The organism is Pseudomonas sp. VE 267-6A (assembly GCF_024126555.1).
Lineage (GTDB): Bacteria > Pseudomonadota > Gammaproteobacteria > Pseudomonadales > Pseudomonadaceae > Aquipseudomonas > Aquipseudomonas palmensis.
Map to the genome: position 1 here is coordinate 14,831 of NZ_JAMYBY010000008.1, position 20,181 is coordinate 35,011.

Below are 20,181 nucleotides of genomic sequence, written 5' to 3' on the forward strand. Positions count from 1 at the left end.
CTCTTTCTGATGTTCAAACCAAAGGTCAGGGTTATCTGGCATGTCTGTAGGACTAGTTGCCAGGACGGGTCGGTTGTTTACCCAGCCGCGCAGTTTGGAGTTTAGGCACGATCTAAGGGTTCCGTGATTAATTGCAAAAGATTGCTTGAAATAATTGACGCGGAGCAGGTTTTCGACCCTGCGCGCTAAAGCGTTGAAGAGCCTTGCAAGCCGGGCGCAGGCGGCGCCAGAATGCCGTCATCCGCCCCGCCGAAGTAAGGAAGCCCGATGCCCGATCCTGTTGCTGCGAGCCTGCGTCTTGCGCCCGAAGCCCTGACCCGGCCGTTTTCCGCTGAACAGTTCGATTTTTCCACCACCAATGATCTGGAGCCCTTTCGCGGTGTGCTAGGCCAGGAACGTGCAGTCGAAGCCTTGCAGTTCGGCGTCGCCATGCCACGCCCCGGTTACAACGTGTTTGTCATGGGCGAGCCGGGCACCGGCCGCTTCTCGTTCGTCAAGCGCTACCTCAAGGCAGAAGGCAAGCGCCTGCAGACGCCGTCCGACTGGCTGTACGTCAACAACTTCGACGAGCCCCGCGAGCCCAAGGCGTTCGAGCTGCCGGCCGGCAGTGCCGGGGCCTTCATCGCCGATATCGGGGGCCTGATCGACAACCTGCTGGCGACCTTTCCGGCGGTGTTCGAGCACCCGTCCTATCAGCAGAAGAAAAGCGCCATCGACCGCGCCTTCAACCAGCGCTACGACCGTGCCCTGGATGTGATCGAGCGCGCCTCGCTGGAAAAGGACGTGGCCCTGTACCGCGACAGCAGCAACGTCGCCTTCACCCCCATGGCCGATGGCAAGGCGCTGGACGAGGCCGAGTTCGCCCAGTTGCCTGAGGCCGAGCGCGAGCGTTTCCACGAGGACATCGCCGCGCTGGAAGAGCGCCTCAACGAAGAGCTCGCCAGCCTGCCGCAGTGGAAGCGCGAGTCGAACAACCAGCTGCGCCAGCTCAACGAAGAAACCATCACCCTGGCCCTGCAGCCCTTGCTGGCCCCGCTGTCGGAGAAGTACGCCGAGAACGCTGCGGTGTGCGCCTACCTGCAGGCCATGCAGGTCAACCTGCTGCGCACCGTGGTCGAGCAACTGGTCGACGACAGCAAGACCGACGCGGTGGCGCGCAAGATGCTCGAAGAGCAGTACGCCCCCAGCCTGGTGGTCGGCCATCACGCCAGCGGCGGCGCGCCCGTGGTGTTCGAGCCGCACCCAACCTACGACAACCTGTTCGGCCGCATCGAATACGGCAACGACCAGGGCGCGCTGTACACCACCTATCGCCAGTTGCGCCCGGGGGCGCTGCACCGCGCCAATGGCGGGTTCCTGATTCTGGAAGCCGAGAAGATGCTCGGCGAGCCGTTCGTGTGGGATGCGCTCAAGCGCGCCCTACAATCGCGCAAGCTGAAGATGGAGTCGCCGCTGGGCGAGTTCGGTCGCCTGGCCACCGTGACCCTCACCCCGCAGATGATCCCGCTGCAGGTCAAGGTGATCATCATCGGCGCCCGCCAGCTGTACTACGCGCTGCAGGACCACGACCCGGACTTCCAGGAGATGTTCCGGGTGCTGGTGGACTTCGACGAAGACATTCCCATGGTCGAGGAGAGCCTGGAGCAGTTCGCCCAGTTGCTCAAGACCCGCACCAGCGAGGAGGGCATGGCCCCGCTGACCGCCGATGCGGTGGCGCGCCTGGCCACCTACAGCGCCCGCCTGGCCGAGCACCAGGGGCGTCTTTCGGCGCGCATCGGCGACCTGTTCCAGCTGGTCAGCGAGGCGGATTTCATTCGCCACCTGGCCAACGACGAGATGACCGACGCCGGGCACATCGAGCGGGCGCTCAAGGCCAAGGCCACGCGTACCGGGCGGGTATCGGCGCGGATTCTCGACGACATGCTGGCCGGGATCATCCTGATCGACACCGAAGGCGCGGCGGTGGGCAAGTGCAACGGCCTGACCGTGCTGGAGGTGGGCGATTCGGCGTTCGGCGTGCCGGCGCGGATTTCCGCCACGGTGTACCCGGGCGGCAGCGGCATCGTGGATATCGAGCGTGAGGTCAACCTGGGCCAGCCGATCCACTCCAAGGGCGTGATGATCCTCACCGGGTACCTGGGCAGCCGCTATGCCCAGGAGTTCCCCCTGGCCATTTCGGCCAGCATCGCGCTGGAGCAGTCCTACGGCTATGTGGATGGCGACAGCGCATCGCTGGGCGAGGCCTGCACGCTGATCTCGGCCCTGTCGAAAACCCCGCTCAAGCAGTGCTTTGCGATCACCGGCTCGATCAACCAGTTCGGTGAAGTGCAGGCGGTGGGCGGGGTCAACGAGAAGATCGAGGGCTTCTTCCGCCTGTGCGAGGCTCGTGGCCTGACCGGTGAGCAGGGCGCGATCATCCCTCGGGCCAACGTGGCCACGCTGATGCTCGACGAGCGCGTGCTGCAGGCGGTGCGCGCCGGGCAATTCCATGTGTACGCAGTCAGTCAGGCCGACGAGGCCCTGAGCCTGCTGGTGGGCGAGCCGGCCGGGCAGCCGAACGAGGAGGGCGAGTTCCCCGAAGGCAGCATCAATGCGCGGGTAGTCGAGCGGTTGCGGGTGATTGCCGAGATGATCAGCGAAGAGGACCTCAAGGAAGCCGAGAAGGAGCAGGCCGAAGAGGCGCTGGCGCAGGTGAAGCCTTCCTGACCGCGTTGGGTTCTTCGCCGGCAATGCCGGCTCCTACATGTGGGAGTCGGCATTACGGGCGAAGGGGGCAGTTCGGCGCATGGCACATGACCGCTCGGCGCCGACCGCTTGTCGCCGGCGGATTTCTTCTATCCTCAAGGCATGGACCGTCGTGCGCAAAAGGATCGAAACCAGCCTGGCCACAGGCTACGCAACGCCTCACCGAGGACCGTCGCCATGCCGCGTACCCTCAGCCTTACCCGTCAATGCCTGGGCCTGGTGACCCGCATTGAGTGCCGTATCCGCCCGCTGGCCGGTGACACCGGCATGTGGACACTGCTGTTCGCCGCCGGCATGGCCGGCGAGCAACCCTCCGCGATCAAGGCCCAGGGGCCGTTTCACGGGCCGTTCGTGGCCGAGTCGGTGCTCAGCGCGATTGTCGACAGCCTGACCCTGCACGGCTACCAGGTGGCCGACGACCCGCAGATCTGGTGCGTGCACCTGCAGGCGCAGCTGCGTCGCATCAACGGCGAGCGGGTTCATCATGTGGGTGACCTGCAGTCCAACCCCGACACCTGAGCCGACCGGATCATCCACTGGCCTGTGGCAGCGTGTCGCGGGCTTTTCCTGTCACAGGTGGCTGCTATACTCGCGCTCGTTTTTTTCCAGCCACCTGGTGATCTGCTCAATGGAACGCTTTATCGAAAATGCGATGTACGCCTCGCGCTGGCTGCTCGCACCCATCTATTTTGGCCTGTCCCTGGGGCTGCTGGCGTTGGCGCTGAAGTTCTTTCAGGAGATCTTCCATGTGCTGCCCAACGTCTTCTCGCTGGCCGAGTCCGACCTCATCCTGGTACTGCTGTCGCTGATCGACATGGCCCTGGTGGGCGGCCTGCTGGTGATGGTGATGATCTCGGGCTACGAGAACTTCGTGTCGCAGCTGGATATCGCCGAAGGCACCGAAAAGCTCAACTGGCTGGGCAAGATGGACTCTTCCTCGCTGAAGATGAAGGTGGCCGCCTCGATCGTGGCGATCTCCTCCATCCACCTGCTGCGGGTGTTCATGGACGCGCGCAACATCGAGACCCAGTACCTGATGTGGTACGTGATCATCCACATGACCTTCGTGGTCTCGGCGTTCGCCATGGGCTACCTGGACAAGATGACCAAGCACTGACCTGCGGGGTATCACGCCTTGTCAGCCGCCCGTCCGTTGCATAACGGACGGGCGGTTGCGTTTCTGGCTTGTGCTTTGGTCGATGCTGTACAAAAAATGAACGGCCTGTGGAATGTTCCAGTAGCGAGGTATCGCAATGAACCTGCATGAACTGAACAGCGAGGCCAGGGCCGGCCGGGTGGACGAACTGAACCTGATCGCCATCGAAGGGGGGGACTTCGTGCTCGAGGCCCGGGTCAAGGGCAAGGCGCACCCGTTGCTGGATGCCAAGGGGGTACGTCTCAAGGTGCACTCGGTGGTCGATGGCCAGCGCCTGCTCAATGGCTTGCCCGCCGTGCCGTTGCACCTGGTGCACTGGTCGGTGCAGGACGAGATGTGCGGCCTGCACGGCACCCCCGAAGAAGACCTCAAGGTGCCGATGCCGCGACGTACTGCCTGGTAGCTGAACTGCTTTGCCGCAGTGTGCTAGGCTGCTTGCCCTTTTCACAGCGGGCGCGGCTTTTGTGCGCCCTGTAGCGGAGCAGAAACATGTCCGAACTCAACCTGTCCACCGACGAAACCCGCGTCAGCTACGGCATTGGCCGTCAGCTGGGTGGCCAGCTGCGTGACAACCCGCCACCGGGCGTCAACCTGGACGCGATCCTGGCCGGTCTGACCGACGCCTTCAATGGCCAGGCCAGCCGCGTCAGCGAAGAAGACCTGTCGGCCAGCTTCAAGGTCATCCGTGAAATCATGCAGGCCGAAGCGGCTGCCAAGGCCGAAGCGGCCGCTGGCGAAGGCAAGGCCTTCCTGGCCGAGAACGCCAAGCGTGACGGCATCACCACCCTGGCCTCGGGCCTGCAGTTCGAAGTACTGACTGCCGGTGAAGGCGCCAAGCCAAGCCGTGAAGACAGCGTGCGCACCCACTACCACGGCACCCTGATCGACGGCACCGTGTTCGACAGCTCCTACGAGCGTGGCCAGCCGGCAGAATTCCCGGTCGGCGGCGTGATCGCTGGCTGGACCGAAGCCCTGCAACTGATGAACGCGGGCAGCAAATGGCGCCTGTACGTACCGAGCGAGCTGGCTTACGGCGCCCAGGGCGTTGGCAGCATCCCGCCGCACAGCGTGCTGGTGTTCGACGTCGAGCTGCTGGACGTACTGTAAGTACGTCGCAGGACCTTGCGGCCCTCATCGCGGGTCAAGCCCGCTCCCACAGGTACACTGCCAGTCTCATGATTGCAGTGATCCTTGTGGGAGCGGGCTTGACCCGCGATACTTTCAGTTCCACTGCGCGCCACCCCCAGGGCGCAACGCCCGGGCATAGCAGAACAGGAACAGATTCCTCACCAGCTCCTTGAGCACCACAGGCTCGCTCGAGTTCAACCCGTGAAGATCCAGGTCGCCCTGGTCGCGCAGTTCGCCCAGCGCGTCTTCTTCGAGCACGGCGCATACCTCGCCGGTTTCGCGGTGCAGGATGCGCAGGTACGGATGGGGGCGGTCAAGCCAGGCGTCTATCAGATAAGTCATGGCTATTCTCCTTGAAAGCGTTCAATGAGAATAATTCTTATTATCAAAATAGCAAGTGACTATTGGATTTTTCTTGCGATTACCGCCGGGCGGTAGGGTCGAGGCTGCGAGTGCAGCCCCGGGCAGGCAGGGGTCAGACCTTGCGCACGAATTCCGATTTCAGCTTCATCGGGCCGATGCCGTCGATCTTGCAGTCGATGTCGTGGTCGCCGTCGCACAGGCGGATGTTCTTGACCTTGGTGCCGACCTTGACCACCAGCGAGGTGCCCTTGACCTTGAGGTCCTTGATCACGGTGATGGTGTCGCCGTCCTGCAGGACGTTGCCCACCGAATCCTTCTTCACCGCTTCGTCGCTGGCCGCTTCGGCTTCACCGCTGGCCGACCACTCGTGGGCGCACTCGGGGCAGATCAGCTGGCTGGCGTCTTCGTAGGTGTATTCGGAGTTGCATTTGGGGCAGGGTGGCAAAGTGCTCACTACGGTTCCTCAGGACTACGTGCAGAAAACCCACATTGTATAGGGTTTTGCCGGCCAGAGGAAAAGCAGGCCCATCGAGCGATGGGCCGGGGCAGGGGATCAGTGCGTGCGGGCGACGGCGAATTCGCTGAGTTCGACCAGCGCATCGCGGTATTCGCTGGCCGGCAGTACGTCCAGGCAGGCGATGGCACGGGCCACGTAGTCACGCGCCATCTGTGCGGTGTACTCCAGCGCGCCGGCGGCCTCCACTGCGTTGCGGATGCTCTCCAGGTCTTCAAGGCCACCTTTCTGGATGGCCTGGCGCACCAGCGCCGCCTGCTCGGGGGTGCCTTCGCGCATGGTGTAGATCAGCGGCAGGGTCGGCTTGCCTTCGGCCAGGTCGTCACCGACGTTCTTGCCCAGGGTCTCGGCGTCGCCCTTGTAGTCGAGCAGGTCGTCGACCAGCTGGAAGGCCACGCCCAGGTGGTCGCCGAAGGTACGCAGGGCTTCGCGCTGTTCATCGCTGGCGCCGGCCAGTGCGGCGGCGCTGTGGGTGGAGGCTTCGAACAGCATGGCGGTCTTGCCGCGGATGACGTCCATGTAGACTTCCTCGGTGGTGCTGGCGTCGCGAATGCGCGACAGCTGCAGCACTTCACCCTCGGCAATCACGCGGGTGGCCTTGGAGAGGATCTGCATGACCGGCATCGAGCCCAGCTCGACCATCATCTCGAACGAGCGCGAGTACAGGAAGTCGCCCACCAGCACGCTTGGCGCGTTGCCCCACAGGGCATTGGCGGTGGAGCGGCCACGGCGCATGCCCGACATGTCGACCACGTCGTCATGCAGCAGGGTGGCGGTGTGCAGGAACTCGATGGTGGCTGCCAGCAGGCGCAGGTCGTCGCCTTCGCGGCCCAGTGCCTTGCCGCACAGCAACACCAGCAGCGGGCGCAGACGCTTGCCCCCAGCCGAGGTAATATAGTCGCCGATTTTCGATACCAGCGGCACACGTGAAGTCAGCTGCTTCTTGATGATCTCGTCAACGGCGCTGAAGTCGTCCGCTACCGCACGGTAGAAAGCTTGGGGTTGCATCGGCCACAGGTGCTCCATAAGGGTTGCGCGGCATGCTAGGTTGCGGGTCCCGGCGTGTCAAGGCGCACTGCCCGTGGGGTCAATGGCCACACTTGCAAGGCAAAGCTGGCTTGCGTACAATCGCGCACCCTGAACTTCCTGGGCAGCACCTGCCTTACGCAATTGCACTGGGCCGTTCCAGCCCTATGCAGCCATGCCAGCCAATACTCTTCCTATAAAGAGCTGGGTGAGCAGGATTATCGGAGAAATACCCATGTACGCAGTAATTGTTACCGGTGGCAAGCAGTACAAAGTCGCCGAAGGTGAATACCTGAAAATCGAAAAACTGGAAGTCGCCACTGGCGAATCCGTGACTTTCGACCGCGTTCTGTTGGTTGCCAATGGCGACGACGTGAACATCGGCGCTCCAGTCGTTGCTGGTGCCAAGGTTGTTGCTGAAGTGATCTCGCAAGGTCGTCACGACAAAGTGCGCATCATCAAGTTCCGCCGCCGTAAGCACCACATGAAGCGTATGGGCCACCGCCAGTGGTTCACCGAAATCAAGATCACCGGTATTTCGGCTTAATCGCCCAAATCCCCATTTCTGGAGAATTGAACCATGGCACACAAAAAAGCTGGTGGTAGTACCCGTAACGGTCGCGACTCAGAAGCCAAACGCCTTGGCGTGAAGATGTATGGCGGCCAGGCTATCATCCCGGGCAACATCATCGTGCGTCAGCGCGGCACCCAATTCCACGCTGGCTACGGCGTTGGCATGGGCAAGGATCACACCCTGTTCGCCAAGATCGCGGGTAAGATCAAGTTCGAAGTAAAAGGCGCCTTCGGTCGTCGTTACGTGAGCGTCGTTGCCGAGTAATCGCGCGATCGCTGGAAAAGCCCTGTCTCGCGACGGGGCTTTTTCGTTTGTGGGGTGAGTCTCTTGCAAAGCTGTTTGTATGGGCTGCCGGCGCTGGTGTTCTGGCCGTATCGGGGCCGCCGCGCTCACTTTTGCAAGAGCCTTATGTCTTTGTGTCACTCAGCTCGTCCAACTGACGAGAGGCGGTTTTTATGAAGTTTGTTGACGAAGTATCGATCAAGGTCAAGGCCGGTGACGGCGGTAACGGTTGCATGAGCTTCCGCCGCGAGAAGTTCATCGAGAACGGTGGCCCCAACGGTGGCGATGGTGGCGACGGCGGCTCGGTGTACATGGTTGCCGACGAAAACCTCAACACCCTGGTCGACTACCGCTACACCCGTCACTTCGAGGCCCAGCGCGGCTCCAATGGCGGCAGCACCGACTGCACCGGCAAGAAGGGCGACGACCTGATCCTGCGCGTGCCGGTCGGCACCACCGTGATCGACGCGGGCACCCAGGAAGTGATCGGCGACCTGGTCAAGGCCGGGCAGAAACTGATGGTGGTGCAGGGCGGCTGGCACGGCCTGGGCAACACCCGTTTCAAGTCCAGCACCAACCGTGCGCCACGCCAGACCACCCCGGGCAAGCCCGGGGAGCAGCGTGACCTGAAACTGGAAATGAAAGTGCTGGCCGACGTCGGCCTGCTGGGCTTGCCCAATGCCGGCAAATCCACCTTCATCCGTTCGGTGTCGGCCGCCAAGCCGAAAGTCGCCGACTACCCGTTCACCACCCTGGTGCCGAACCTGGGCGTGGTCAGCGTCGACCGCTGGAAGAGCTTCGTCATCGCCGACATCCCCGGCCTGATCGAAGGCGCTTCGGAAGGCGCCGGCCTGGGTATCCGCTTCCTCAAGCACCTGGCGCGTACCCGCCTGCTGCTGCACCTCGTCGACCTGGCCCCGCTGGATGAAAGCAGCAGCGCCGACGCCGCCGAAGTCATCGTCAACGAGCTGACCCGCTTCAGCCCGTCGCTGGCCGAGCGTGACCGCTGGCTGGTGCTGAACAAGACCGACATGCTGATGGACGACGAGCGCGACGAGCGCGTCAAGGAAGTGGTCGAGCGCCTGCAGTGGGAAGGCCCGGTGTACGTGATCTCGGCGATCTCCAAGCAGGGCACCGAGCAGCTCAGCCGCGACATCATGCGCTACCTCGAAGACCGTGCCGACCGCCTGGCGGCCGACCCGGCCTACCGCGACGAGCTGGCCGACCTCGACCAGCGCATCGAAGACGAGGCCCGTGCCCAGCTGCAGGCCCTGGACGACGCGCGCGCCCTGCGCCGTACCGGCGTCAAGAGCGTGCACGACATCGGCGACGATGATGACGATGACGACTGGGAAGACGACGAAGACGGCCCGGAAATCATTTACGTGCGCGACTGATTCGTTGCAGTACACTAAACGCCGCTTTTTCAAGCGGCGTTTTGGTATCTAAAGATCTCTATAGGTTGGAAGAAGATGCGGAGCAAGGTGACGGGTGCGCAGCGCTGGGTCGTGAAAATCGGCAGCGCGTTGCTGACGGCGGATGGCAAGGGCCTGGACCGCGCGGCGATGGGCGTGTGGGTCGAGCAGATGGTGGCCCTGCATGAGGCAGGGGTCGAGTTGGTGCTGGTCTCTTCGGGGGCCGTGGCTGCCGGCATGAGCCGCCTGGGCTGGAGCAAGCGACCGAGTGCGATGAACGAGCTGCAGGCTGCCGCCTCCATCGGCCAGATGGGCCTGGTGCAGGCCTGGGAGTCGAGCTTTGCCGAGCATGGCCGGCACACCGCGCAGATCCTGCTGACCCACGACGACCTCTCCGACCGCAAGCGTTACCTCAACGCCCGCAGCACCCTGCGTACCCTGGTGGAGCTGGGCGTGGTACCGGTGATCAACGAGAACGACACCGTGGTCACCGACGAGATCCGCTTCGGCGACAACGACACCCTGGCCGCACTGGTGGCCAACCTGGTGGAAGCCGACCTGCTGGTGATCCTCACCGACCGCGACGGCATGTTCGATGCCGACCCGCGCAACAACCCCGAAGCCCAGCTGATCTACGAGGCGCGCGCCGATGACCCGGCGCTGGACGCCGTGGCCGGCGGCACCGGTGGCGCACTGGGGCGTGGCGGCATGCAGACCAAGCTGCGTGCGGCGCGCCTGGCCGCGCGGTCGGGGGCGCACACCATCATCGTCGGCGGTCGCATCGAGCGCGTGCTCGACCGCCTCAAGGCCGGCGAGCGCCTGGGCACCTTGCTCTCGCCCGAGCGCGGCATGCTCGCGGCACGCAAGCAATGGCTGGCCGGGCACCTGCAGACCCGCGGCACCCTGGTGCTGGACGCCGGTGCGGTGCAGGCCTTGCGCCAGGCCAACAAGAGCCTGCTGCCGGTGGGCGTCAAGACCGTGCAGGGCAGTTTCCGGCGTGGCGAGATGGTCGTGTGCGTAGGGCCGGACGGCCTTGAAGTGGCCCGCGGCCTGGCCAACTACAGCGCGCTGGAAGCGCAGAAGATCATCGGCCAGTCATCCGAGGCCATCGAGGCCGTGCTGGGCTACAGCGCCGAGCCGGAACTGGTGCACCGCGACAACCTGATTCTGGTATGAGGAAATGAGCGTGATCAAAGGGATTTTTGCAGCCGTCTTGCTGGCCTTGCCGATGCTGGCCGGTGCCGAGGAAATCGGCCAGGTGTCGACGGTGTTCAAGTTCGTCGGGCCCAACGACCGCATCGTGGTCGAGGCGTTCGACGACCCCAAGGTGGAGGGCGTGACCTGCTACCTGTCGCGCGCCAAGACCGGCGGCGTGAAGGGTGGGCTGGGGTTGGCCGAAGACCGTGCCGAGGCGTCGATCGCCTGCCGTCAGGTGGGGCCGATTCGCTTCAAGGGCGAGCTCAAGGATGGCGATGAAGTGTTCAAGGAGCGCACCTCGCTGGTGTTCAAGACCATGCAGGTGGTGCGCTTTCTGGACAAGAAGCGCAACACGCTGGTGTACCTGGTGTACAGCGACCGCCTGATCGAAGGCAGCCCGCAGAACGCGGTGACGGCGATTCCGATTCTGCCTTGGGCAGAATAAGACCGCGTTGAATCCATCGCGGGTCGAGCCCGCTCCCACAGGTTAAATGGTGCCCTCTGTGGGAGCGGGCTTGACCCGCGATGGGGCCCAAAGGGCCCCCAAGGCCGTCAGATCGACGCCGGCTCAACCTCCACTTCCCGCACCTCGACCTTCACCTGATCGCGACGGCTGATGTATTTCCAGTCCGCCTCGTCGATGTAGATCCCGTTCGGCCCGCTACCGCCCTCCAGGTCGATCGCCACGTGCGCCGATACCTGCGGCTTCACGCTCGCCAGAATCGGCACGAAGCCCAACTGCAGGCTGGTCTCCAGCAATGCCGCCTGGTTGCGTTCGTCGATGTCGGCCGCCTCGTCCAGGTAGTACGGCAGGCGCACGCGCCCGGCCTGGTCGCGGTCCATCAGGTGCAGCAACAGGTACATGTTGGTCAGCGCCTTGATGGTCATGGTGGTGCCGTTGGAGGCCGCGCCATCGATGTCGGTATGGATGATCGGCTGGCCGCCCACCTTGGTGATCTCGAACGCCAGCTCGAACAGGTCCTTCAGGCCCAGCTGGTTGTGGTTGGCTGCCACCAGCCGCGCCAGGTACTCCTTGGCCTCTTCGTTCTTGTTGTCCTGCTCGGCGCTCTGGCTCAGGTCGAACACCGACAGGGTCTCGCCTTCCTCGTACTGGCCGGCACTGTGGATGATCTGGTCGATGTGCTTGAGCGCTTCCTTGTTCGGCGCCAGCACGATGCGAAAGCTCTGCAGGTTGGATACCTGGCGCTTGTTGATCTCGCGGTTGAACAGTGCCAGCTGGTGCTCGAGGCTGTCGTAGTCGCTGCGGATGTTGCGCAGGGTACGCGCGATGTCGGTCACCGCCGCGCGCCGCGCCTTGCCCAGGGTCAGGGCTTCGTCGGTACGGTGCGCATAGGCGTTGATCAGCAGCTGCAGGCGGCGCTCCATGTCGTCTTCGCTGTCGAACTTGGCCACGCCCTTGAGGCGTACCTGGGCGTACAGCGCCTCGATCTGGCCATCCACTCGCAGCAGGCCCTGCCAGCTGTCCTGGTAGTCGTTGAGCAGCGGCAGCAGGTTGTCCATGGAGTCGTCGACCGGGTCCATGAACGGCGTGCCGAACGGCAGGTCGGCCGGCAGCAGCTGGCGACGGCGCAGGGCGTCGTCGAGGGTGCGCTGCTTGGCCTCCATGTCGGCGATCTGGCGACCGACCAGTTGCAGCTTGGCCGACAGTTGCTGCACGCGCTCGGTGAACGCGTCGCTGGAGCGCTTGAGCTCGTCCTGGGCCGCCTCCATCTGCGCCAGCTGTTCCAGCTTGTCGCCTTCCTCGGCCGACAGGGTCTGGGTACGGCGGTAGTCTTCCAGGGCCTTTTGCGCATCCAGCACCTGCTGGTACAGCGCTTCGGTCTGGGTCTTGCTCGCGGCGCGGTCGGCGGCCACGGCTTGCTGGGTCTTGAGCTGCTTGAGCTCTTTTTCCAGGCGCTCCTTCTGGTCGCGCAGCGCGGCGCGGTCGGCCAGAGCCTGCAAGGCCGGCGGCTCGATATGGCTGAGGTCGATGGACAGCCCCGGCGCCTCGAAGCGCTCGCCCTTGAAGCCGTCGAGTACCGCTTCCAGAGACTTGACCCACACGTCGCTGTCATCCAGCTCGATGCCGCGCTCGCCCAGCGGCAGGCTGAACAGCGCACCGTTGAACAGGCGCATCAGGCGCTCGACGTCCTGCTGCGAGAACTCTTCGCGCAGGCGTGCATAACTGTTGTTGTCGGCATGGTCGAGCTGCTGCTTGACCGACTTCAGGCGTTTCTCCAGGTCGCGCAGGCGCTCTTCCAGGTCCTCGGCGCTGAACTGGCGCGACTGCGCCAGGGCACCGGCCAGTTCGTCGTGGGCGTCCTTGGCGGCCAGCAGCTGCTGCTCCAGCACCTTGACGTCATCCACCAGCGCGAAGCGGTGCTTGAGCACCGACAGTTCGCCCAGCCAGCGCTGGATACCGGTCATTTCTCGCTCCAGGCGCATCAGCTCCTGGGTGCCGCCGCGCTGGTTGTTCTGCAGCGCGTCCTGCTCGTGGCTGTAGTGCTCGGCCTGCAGCACCAGTTCTTCCTTGCGTGCGCCGGCGTAGTCCTGCCAGGTGCCGAGCAACTGGTCGAGCAGCGGTGACAGGCGGTGCAGCTTGCCGCGCAGGATGTCGCGCTGGGCCACGCCATTGGCCAGGGCCTCGACCAGCGGGCCGGCGGCTACCAGCGAGTTGTAGTCCTGTTCCATGCGCCGCACGTCGCGGAAGGCTTCTTCGCAGGCAGCGATGTAGTCGACGCTGCCCGAGCGCAGGCTGTGCTCGAACGCATCGAGGAACAGCTGCTTGAGCTTGGCCGCGGTAATCTCGCGCATGTGCAGCAGGTTGATGAACAGGGCGCGGAAGGTCTTCAGGCTCTGCTCGCTGGTGGAGCGCAGCGGAATCAGAGTCAGGTCCAGCGGCACCGAGGTGTGCCCGCCCACCAGCAGCCGGCGCAGTTCGTCGGGCTTGAGCTCGTAGGCTTTCAGGCCGTTGCGCTCCAGGTTGGTGAACAGCTCCTTCTGGCGCAGGCAGGTGTCGTTCTTCTGGTAGTGGCCCAGGTCCAGCTCGCCGGCATAGGCGAAGAACTGGTGGCCGAAGCCGCCGCCAGGGCCGCGCCCGACCACGCCGATCACGTGCGGGCCGTGGGGCAGGTTGACCTCGCAGAGGATGTAGCTGGTGTCGCTGGCGAAGTAGAAGCGGCGTGACTGCTCCAGGCTGTACTTGCCGAAGCTCATGTCCGACATGCGCGCCAGGATCGGGAACTGCAGGGCGTTGATCGACGCACTCTTGCCCAGGTTGTTGGCGCCGTACACCGACAGCGGGTGCTCCAGCGGGAACAGGCCCAGGCTGTAGCCGGCGGTGTTGAGCAATGCAAAGCGGCGAATGCCGTAGCGGTCCTGGCTCATGCGTCAATCTCCTGTTGCTCTTGGGCAATGGCACGGGCCAAGGCGTCTTCTTCGCTTTCCTCGAACGGGCTCAGGTCGAGCGGGTCGTCGGTCCTGTTCAGCTCTTCAGGGGTTTCTTCCACCACCAGCACCGGGGTCGGCAGCGGCAGGGCACTGTGCAGGCTGGCGGCCAGGTCGCGGTCCTGCTGCACCGACAGGCACACGTCGAGGAAGCGGTGCATCGGCGGCAGGAAGCGGTAGATGCCGTTGTCTTCGCTGGCAAAGCCGAGCTGGGTCATGCGGCGCATGATCTTCTCTTCCAGCTCGTCGGGGGTCTGCACCTCGGCCTGCAGGAACAGGTCGCGGTACTTTTCCAGCAGCGAGGGCAGCTCGTCGCGCCCCAGGCTGCCGCCGTCGAGCACCGACATCGGGTCGCGGCCCTGGTCGGCCAGGTGCTCCACCAGGATGAAGGTGAACAGCGACAGGCGCTGGGCGGTCTTGTTGACCTGGGCAGCGGCCAGTTCCGGCACGAAGTAGTAGAAGCCACGGGTGTCGCACACCAGTTCGAAGCCCAGAGCCTTGAACAGGCCGCGGTACTGGTCCTGGAAGTTCGACAGCTGGGCGTACAGCTCCGGGTCGCGCCGGCTGATGTGGAAGCCCTTGAACAGCTCGCGGAAGATCGGTGCGAGCTGGGACAGTTCGGAAAGATCAAGATGCATGGGTAGGGCTCGCAGTAGGCTCGGGCGACGGTTCGCGGCTTGAAGTCAGGGCGAACGAGCGCAGGCTGACCAGGTGTTCCTGAGTGGTGTACTCGCGGCGCTCCAGGCGCGCGCGGGTAAAGCGTTTTTCCCGCGACAGGCGCGAGAACCAGTACAGCAGTTCGTCGGTGGCGCCTTCGGGCTCCTGCTCCAGCAGCCACACCATCAGGTCGGGCAGCGGCAGGGCGTCTTCGCAGCGCTCGAGCATCTCCTTGACCGTGCGCGGTGCACGCGGCGCGGCGCCCTTGTGGCTCTTGTGCGCCTTGGGGAACTGCGCCGGCTTGGCTTCGAAGCGGGCCAGGGCATACACGTAGGCCTCGACCTGGCTGGCGCTGCCGAGGAAGGTGCTCTGCGGGCGGGTGAACAGCGGCATGGCCGCCTGCGGCACGGCGTCGATGCCCTTGCGCCGGATCACCGACAGCGCCAGTGCGGCGCCACGGGTCACGGCGTTGTGCCGGCGCGCCTCTTCACGCAGCGGCAGCAGCAGCTCGCGGGCGTGGCGCAGGGTCAGCTGGGCGCTGGTCTGCATCTCGAGGATGCGCGCGTGGGTGCGCAGCAGCATGTCGTCGTCGACCAGGTGGCCCAGTCGCGCCTGCTCGCCCAGCAGGCGCAGCAGCACGGTCTCGACCTTGCGCACGCCCTGTTCGAAGGCGCCGTCGGCGTTCACCAGCTGGATCATCGGCTCGACGTATTCGTCCCAGGTGGCCAGCACTTCGGCGTAGCGCTGGCGCAGCGGGATCTGCCGGTCGCTGGTCTTGGCCCGCTCGGCCACCGCCACCAGCGCCTGCTCGTCGTTGTCGAGTTTTTTCAGCACGTCACGCACGCGCATGTCGAGCAGACGCAGCTGGCGCGCCAGGTCGTTGCCGTCGCGGATGTCGAAGGCGTCCTGGATATGCCCGGCCAGTCGCTCGAGGTGGCGCAGGTAGGCTTCGATCTCCAGGCACAGGCCCAGGCGGTGCTCGCGCCGCAGGTAGGCCAGGAAGTCGTGGATCTGGGCGTTGAGCTCGAAGCGGTTCGGGCTCTTGGCCACCGGGACCAGGATGTCCAGGCGAATCCACACGTCCAGCAGGTTGGTGATGTCCTGGGGCGTACTGTCGAGCTGTTGTGCGGCCAGTTGCCCGCGCAGCTCGGCCAGGCTCAGGGTGCCCCCGTCGAAGCGCTCGCACAACGGCTCGAGCAGGGCCCAGTGTTCGGCTAGGGCGCGCAGGACGCGCTTGGGTTCGATCATTGGCGGGTCGACTCGTTGCCAAGTAAAAGCGCCGATTGTACTGCATCAGGGGGGGATCGATTCACCCCCTGATCGTTTGCCGGTGTTGTCGGGCGGTTTTGTACCTGCAACGGCGGCGTAACGGCGGTAGAATGCTCGCCCCGACTTATCCACAGATGGCCGCCCTTTGCTTACCGAGTCCCGCCGCCGCGCCTACCTGAACGCCATGCAAGTGGTGCACTGGCTGCCGCGCGCCGAACTGCCGTTCGCCGCGCCATCGCGCCCCGAGCTGCTGCGGGTACCCGAACCGCTGGTCGAGGCGCCGGTGGTGCTGCCGGCAGTGGTGGCCAAGGCGTCTGCACCGGCTGCCAAGCCGGCCGAGCGGCCAAAAATCGAGATTCCGCGACCGACGGTCAGCGCCAAGCCGGCCAGCAAGCCGGTGCTCGACGCCGAAGAAACCGCCGCCGTGGTCAAGCCAGCGCTGGTACCGCCGCCCCGCTTTGCCTTGCAGCTGCTGCGTGCCGGCGATTGCCTGGTGCTGGTGGAGCTGGTCACCGGTCAGCCGTTCCAGAGCCGCGACCCGTCCTACCTGCTGCTCAAGGACATGCTGCGCGCCGCCGGCCTGCCCGACAGCCCGCAGATCATCGGCGAGCCGGTACGCTGGCCGTTGCTGGTGCGCGGCACCCTCGACCAGGGCCCGCTGGCGGCGCGTGATTTTGTCCAGGGTTTCATCCAGGCCCGCCTTGAAGAGGCGCCCTGCAGCTGCCTGTGGCTGGTCGGCCTGCCGGCGGTGCGCTTTGCCGGTGAAGCCGACGAGCAGGCGTACTACCGCGAATTGCCGGTGGAGGGCCTGGGCAACTGTTGGGCCTTGCCCGGCCTTGAACTGTTGATGGACGAGCCCGCCCGCAAGGCGCACGTCTGGCAAGCCATGCGCCGGCTGATGGCGCGCTGGAAACCACGCAATGAGTGACAACATCAGTTTTCGCCGCATGACCGAGGCGGATCTGGATGCCGTGCTGAAGATCGAATACGCCGCCTTCAGCCACCCGTGGACCCGGGGGATCTTTCTCGACGGGCTGAAGAACTACGAAATCTGGCTGATGTTCGAAGGCCAGCAGCAGGTGGGCCACGGCGTGATCAACGTGATCATCGACGAGGCGCACCTGCTCAACATCACCGTCAAGCCCGAAAGCCAGGGCCGTGGCCTGGGCCTGCGCCTGCTCGAAGAGCTGATGAAGCGCGCCTACGCCAGCAACGGCCGCGAGTGCTTCCTCGAAGTGCGCGCCAGCAACCAGTCGGCGTATCGCCTGTACGAGCGCTTCGGCTTCAACGAGATCGGCCGACGACGAGACTACTACCCGGTGGCGGGTGGCCGCGAAGATGCGCTGGTGATGGCCTGCACGCTGTTCGAAGAATAACCCTTCAGCGCTCGCGCTTGCCGTCCAGCGGGTCGCGGCGCGCCAGTTCGGCCTCGTCCAGGCCGTTGCCGCCGCCAATGTCATCTTCGTCGACTACGCTCAGGTCCCAGTCGGCCGGGTGGTCGCCGCCGACTTCATCGGCTGAGCGGGCGCCGTCTTCGGGGATCAGGGTTTCGGGCGTCAGGTCATCGTCGCTGGGGTCGTAGTGCGTGTCGGTCACCGGTGGGTCTTGATCGAAGTCCAGCGGCTGCACCGAGCCCATCTGGTCCTCGATGGTATCGATCGGTGCGGGTTCCGGGGCATGCGGCGGGCGATGTGATTCGGTCATGTCTATTCTCCTGCGGGTGGCCTGTAAGGGGTGGACCGGCCACTGGCGGGAAGATTCAAAGGCGTGACCCGAACGGGGTGGCGCCAGTCACACATGCGCATTCCCATGAGGCTTGACCATGCACGATCTACAAGAACTGATTGATAACAACGCGCGCTGGGCCGATGCGATCAAGCAGGAAGATCCGGACTTCTTCGCCAAGCTGGCGCGTCAGCAGACTCCGGAATTCCTCTGGATCGGCTGTTCGGATGCGCGGGTGCCGGCCAACGAGATCGTCGGCATGCTGCCGGGCGACCTGTTCGTGCACCGCAACGTGGCGAACGTGGTGCTGCACACCGACCTCAACTGCCTGTCGGTGATCCAGTACGCGGTGGACGTACTCAAGGTCAAGCACATCCTGGTGACCGGGCACTACGGTTGCGGCGGCGTGCGGGCCTCGATGCAGGACCGTCAGCTGGGCCTGATCGACGGCTGGCTTCGGGCGATTCGCGACGTGTACTACGAGCATCGTGTGGAATTGTCCAAGCTGGCGACCGAGGAAGAGCAGGTCGACCGCCTGTGCGAGCTGAACGTGATCCAGCAGGTGGCGAACGTGGGGCACACCAGCATCGTGCAGAACGCCTGGCATCGCGGGCAGAGCCTGTCGATCCATGGGTGCATCTACGGGATCAAGGACGGCCTGTGGAAAAGCCTGAACACCACCATCAGCGGGTTCGAGCAGCTGCCGCCGCAGTACCGGTTGCGTCCGCAGGACTGACCGCCCATTGGCTGTTGCAGGAGCCAGCCTGGCTGGCGAAGGCCGTGCTACCTGTCCGTGGTGCGGCCTTCGCCGGCAACGCCGGCTCCTACAGGTTGCGTAACGCCCGCGTCATAACCCCCGTATTGCACTTGGCATGGGCCTGCTCCGGCGTCATCTGGCGTACCGTGCGGAAAAACAGCCCGCAGGTCTGCTTCTTCTCCTTCACCTGCCATTTTTGCGTGCATGCCCCCAGCGTGGCACTTGCATCAGCCTTCGGGTTGCGCCCCATTCCCGCCTGCCAGCACGCCGCGCTCAAGTCCTGCCCCATCATCCGCAAACCGGCCGCATCGGCCTTGTCCGGGTCGTTGTCGTTGTTCTTCGGGTCGGCGGCGTACCAGATCGCGCTCGGGTGATTCGCGCCCAGCACCGGCACGTTGCGCCCAGGCACCGGGCTGATGCTCACCAGCCCCAGTACCTTCACCTCTGGCCCGTACTGCTGCTGCACCCAGCTGCGCACCGGCGCACCGAACGCCACTATCGGCAGGCTGGCGCCGTCAGCGGCCGCAGTCATGTCCCTGACCATGCGCACCTGGTAGTCGGTGAAATACCCGTACACCCCTTCAAGGTCCTTGCCGGCACTGGCTGGCGCGGCAATCGGCGCGATGTCCACGATGGTCTGGTAGGCCGGGGTGTGTTGCGCCGGCACGCCGTTGAAGGTCAGCAGCTGGGCCCAGCGGTCGGTGGTGTTGGAGCGCAGGTAGTCCTGGGCCTGGGTCAGCGAGTAGTCCGGCGGAAAGTGCAGCAGCTCGATGCTGCGCCGGTTCTCCAGGGCCATGCCCAACGGCAGGAACAACGCCCAGTTGTACGCCCACTTGCCCTCGCGATTGAGCCGGTCGGCACCTGCATAGGCCAGTTCGCCGCTGTCGAGCAGGGCCTTGAGCGGGGCAGCGTAGGTGGTCGGTACGCCGCTGATGTCGGCATGCAGCTGGTCGTGCTCGCGACGCACCGTCACCGTGGCGGTCGGGTAGCCATCGCGCTGCACGCTCTGTGTCAGGTAGTGCTCCACGGTGCGCTCCAGCGACCAGTCGCGAAAGCAGATCACCCCGCAGTTGTTGGGGTAGGCGAATAGGCGGGTCACGCGCTGCGCATCGCCCAGCGGTACGCGGGCGTCGGCCAGCACGGCGCTGCTGGCGGCAAGGGCGATCAGGCCCAGGGCAAAAGGTGTACGCATGTTCAACTCCTTGTCGATGAACTCCCGATGTGCGGAAGGCTTGCCATACTGGGGTAGTTCTCAGGACGAGGGGAAGGGGGCAGGACCATGAAGGGGTATCCGGGCATTGCACTGTTCGCCGGGCTGTTGAGCGTGTTGCCGGCCCACGCCGACGAGCGCGACCTGTGGTCGTTCGCGCAGTGGACGGGCAGCCACGATACGCGCGCGTTTCGCGAAATGCTGGTGCAGGCGCGGCTGTATGGGGTAGTGCCGTTGTACCAGCTGCTGCGCTCGGCCAGCGACTGGCGCCTGTGCAACGCCGAGCCGTTCGCCGTGGCGCCGCCCGACCAGTGGCCGGCGGTACGCTCGACCCTGCACTTGCTCAAGACCCTGGGCGAGCAGCAGCGCCTGAAAACCTACGAAGTGGTCTCGGCCTATCGCAACCCCACCCTCAACCGCTGCGCCGGTGGTGCCCGCGACAGTGCGCATACCCGCGCCTTCGCGGTCGACCTGCTGCTGCCGGCGTGGGCCGATCCGCGACCATTGTGCGAGTTCTGGCAGACCCAGGGCCAGGCCTGGAACATGGGGCTTGGCCGCTACCCGTCGGGGCGCATCCATATCGACACCGCCGGCTACCGCACCTGGGGCGGCGACCTGAGTGCCGACTCGTCGTTTTGCCCGCGCCTGGCGCCCAGCTCCTGAACAGCTCGGCGATGGCGGGGCGAGGAACTCCTGGGCCCCGCAAGGTACGGAAG

General features: G+C 64.8%; 22 protein-coding genes. 14 read left to right on the top strand and 8 right to left on the bottom strand.

Annotation, left to right across the window (positions count from 1 at the left end; all coding sequences use genetic code 11):
* Window positions 1-267: 267 nt before the first annotated feature.
* From NJH59_RS10825 to NJH59_RS10845, 5 genes are all read left to right on the top strand, one after another.
* The gene (locus NJH59_RS10825) at window positions 268-2,706 is read left to right on the top strand and encodes a Lon protease family protein (RefSeq protein WP_043860213.1); all 2,439 of its coding nucleotides are present in this window, start codon (window positions 268-270) and stop codon (window positions 2,704-2,706) included.
* A 216-nt stretch (window positions 2,707-2,922) separates the two neighbouring features.
* Window positions 2,923-3,264: a hypothetical protein gene (locus NJH59_RS10830; protein WP_043860214.1), complete on the top strand. Its 342-nt coding sequence runs from the start codon at window positions 2,923-2,925 to the stop codon at window positions 3,262-3,264.
* Between the two features lie 109 nt (window positions 3,265-3,373).
* Window positions 3,374-3,862, top strand: a complete 489-nt coding sequence (locus NJH59_RS10835) for a TIGR00645 family protein (RefSeq protein WP_043860215.1) — start codon at window positions 3,374-3,376, stop codon at window positions 3,860-3,862.
* A gap of 136 nt (window positions 3,863-3,998) precedes the next feature.
* Window positions 3,999-4,304, top strand: coding sequence for a DUF6482 family protein (locus NJH59_RS10840; protein ID WP_043860216.1), 306 nt, complete (start codon window positions 3,999-4,001; stop codon window positions 4,302-4,304).
* Between the two features lie 86 nt (window positions 4,305-4,390).
* Entirely contained in the window at window positions 4,391-5,008 is a 618-nt protein-coding gene (locus NJH59_RS10845) for an FKBP-type peptidyl-prolyl cis-trans isomerase (protein ID WP_043860217.1), read from the top strand.
* Window positions 5,009-5,122: 114 nt separating this feature from the next.
* Here the strand turns inward: NJH59_RS10845 and NJH59_RS10850 are convergent, their stop codons facing one another.
* From NJH59_RS10850 to NJH59_RS10860, 3 genes are all read right to left on the bottom strand, one after another.
* The gene (locus NJH59_RS10850) at window positions 5,123-5,371 is read right to left on the bottom strand and encodes a hypothetical protein (protein WP_043860218.1); all 249 of its coding nucleotides are present in this window, start codon (window positions 5,369-5,371) and stop codon (window positions 5,123-5,125) included.
* Between the two features lie 133 nt (window positions 5,372-5,504).
* Window positions 5,505-5,846, bottom strand: a complete 342-nt coding sequence (locus NJH59_RS10855; RefSeq protein WP_043860219.1) for a zinc ribbon domain-containing protein YjdM — start codon at window positions 5,844-5,846, stop codon at window positions 5,505-5,507.
* A gap of 99 nt (window positions 5,847-5,945) precedes the next feature.
* Window positions 5,946-6,914 carry a polyprenyl synthetase family protein gene (locus tag NJH59_RS10860; RefSeq protein WP_054916263.1) on the bottom strand — a complete coding sequence of 323 codons (969 nt, stop codon included), beginning with the start codon at window positions 6,912-6,914 and terminating at the stop codon, window positions 5,946-5,948.
* A 253-nt stretch (window positions 6,915-7,167) separates the two neighbouring features.
* Between NJH59_RS10860 and rplU the strand changes: the two genes are divergently transcribed.
* The 5 genes from rplU to NJH59_RS10885 all read left to right on the top strand — a co-directional run bounded on the left by rplU (window position 7,168) and on the right by NJH59_RS10885 (window position 10,845).
* Window positions 7,168-7,479 carry a 50S ribosomal protein L21 gene (gene rplU, locus NJH59_RS10865; RefSeq protein ID WP_038614793.1) on the top strand — a complete coding sequence of 104 codons (312 nt, stop codon included), beginning with the start codon at window positions 7,168-7,170 and terminating at the stop codon, window positions 7,477-7,479.
* 33 nt (window positions 7,480-7,512) lie between these two features.
* A complete protein-coding gene (rpmA, locus tag NJH59_RS10870) occupies window positions 7,513-7,770 on the top strand; it encodes a 50S ribosomal protein L27 (protein WP_010225698.1) in 258 nt (85 codons plus the stop codon).
* A 191-nt stretch (window positions 7,771-7,961) separates the two neighbouring features.
* On the top strand, window positions 7,962-9,185 hold the full coding sequence (gene cgtA, locus NJH59_RS10875; protein WP_043860221.1) for an Obg family GTPase CgtA: 1,224 nt from the start codon (window positions 7,962-7,964) through the stop codon (window positions 9,183-9,185).
* Between the two features lie 75 nt (window positions 9,186-9,260).
* The gene (gene proB, locus NJH59_RS10880) at window positions 9,261-10,379 is read left to right on the top strand and encodes a glutamate 5-kinase (RefSeq protein WP_043860222.1); all 1,119 of its coding nucleotides are present in this window, start codon (window positions 9,261-9,263) and stop codon (window positions 10,377-10,379) included.
* A gap of 4 nt (window positions 10,380-10,383) precedes the next feature.
* Window positions 10,384-10,845, top strand: coding sequence for a CreA family protein (locus NJH59_RS10885; RefSeq protein ID WP_253086773.1), 462 nt, complete (start codon window positions 10,384-10,386; stop codon window positions 10,843-10,845).
* Between the two features lie 107 nt (window positions 10,846-10,952).
* On the opposite strand, the gene mksF is transcribed toward NJH59_RS10885, so the two are convergent.
* The 3 genes from mksF to mksB are packed head-to-tail and all read right to left on the bottom strand — an operon-like array spanning window position 10,953 to window position 15,752.
* Window positions 10,953-13,787, bottom strand: coding sequence for an Mks condensin complex protein MksF (gene mksF / locus NJH59_RS10890; RefSeq protein WP_054916262.1), 2,835 nt, complete (start codon window positions 13,785-13,787; stop codon window positions 10,953-10,955).
* Window positions 13,784-14,485 (bottom strand): Mks condensin complex protein MksE, encoded by a 702-nt coding sequence (mksE, locus tag NJH59_RS10895; protein WP_043859813.1) that lies wholly within the window; start codon window positions 14,483-14,485, stop codon window positions 13,784-13,786. Before mksE ends, mksF begins: the two co-directional genes overlap by 4 nt.
* Complete coding sequence (mksB, locus tag NJH59_RS10900) at window positions 14,475-15,752, bottom strand: Mks condensin complex protein MksB (RefSeq protein WP_043859814.1); 1,278 nt, start codon at window positions 15,750-15,752, stop codon at window positions 14,475-14,477. Before mksB ends, mksE begins: the two co-directional genes overlap by 11 nt.
* Window positions 15,753-15,918: 166 nt before the next feature.
* On the opposite strand from mksB, the gene NJH59_RS10905 reads away from it, so the two are divergent.
* Window positions 15,919-16,701 carry a hypothetical protein gene (locus NJH59_RS10905; protein ID WP_043859815.1) on the top strand — a complete coding sequence of 261 codons (783 nt, stop codon included), beginning with the start codon at window positions 15,919-15,921 and terminating at the stop codon, window positions 16,699-16,701.
* On the top strand, window positions 16,694-17,149 hold the full coding sequence (gene rimI, locus NJH59_RS10910) for a ribosomal protein S18-alanine N-acetyltransferase (RefSeq protein ID WP_043859816.1): 456 nt from the start codon (window positions 16,694-16,696) through the stop codon (window positions 17,147-17,149). Before NJH59_RS10905 ends, rimI begins: the two co-directional genes overlap by 8 nt.
* Before the next feature lie 4 nt (window positions 17,150-17,153).
* Here rimI and NJH59_RS10915 read toward each other — a convergent pair whose 3' ends face one another.
* Entirely contained in the window at window positions 17,154-17,477 is a 324-nt protein-coding gene (locus NJH59_RS10915; RefSeq protein ID WP_054916260.1) for a hypothetical protein, read from the bottom strand.
* 118 nt (window positions 17,478-17,595) lie between these two features.
* On the opposite strand from NJH59_RS10915, the gene can reads away from it, so the two are divergent.
* On the top strand, window positions 17,596-18,234 hold the full coding sequence (can, locus tag NJH59_RS10920; RefSeq protein ID WP_043859818.1) for a carbonate dehydratase: 639 nt from the start codon (window positions 17,596-17,598) through the stop codon (window positions 18,232-18,234).
* An 88-nt stretch (window positions 18,235-18,322) separates the two neighbouring features.
* Here the strand turns inward: can and NJH59_RS10925 are convergent, their stop codons facing one another.
* Window positions 18,323-19,447, bottom strand: a complete 1,125-nt coding sequence (locus NJH59_RS10925; RefSeq protein WP_123752263.1) for a hypothetical protein — start codon at window positions 19,445-19,447, stop codon at window positions 18,323-18,325.
* An 87-nt stretch (window positions 19,448-19,534) separates the two neighbouring features.
* On the opposite strand from NJH59_RS10925, the gene NJH59_RS10930 reads away from it, so the two are divergent.
* Entirely contained in the window at window positions 19,535-20,128 is a 594-nt protein-coding gene (locus NJH59_RS10930) for a D-Ala-D-Ala carboxypeptidase family metallohydrolase (RefSeq protein WP_054916259.1), read from the top strand.
* The last annotated feature ends 53 nt before the right edge of the window (window positions 20,129-20,181 follow it).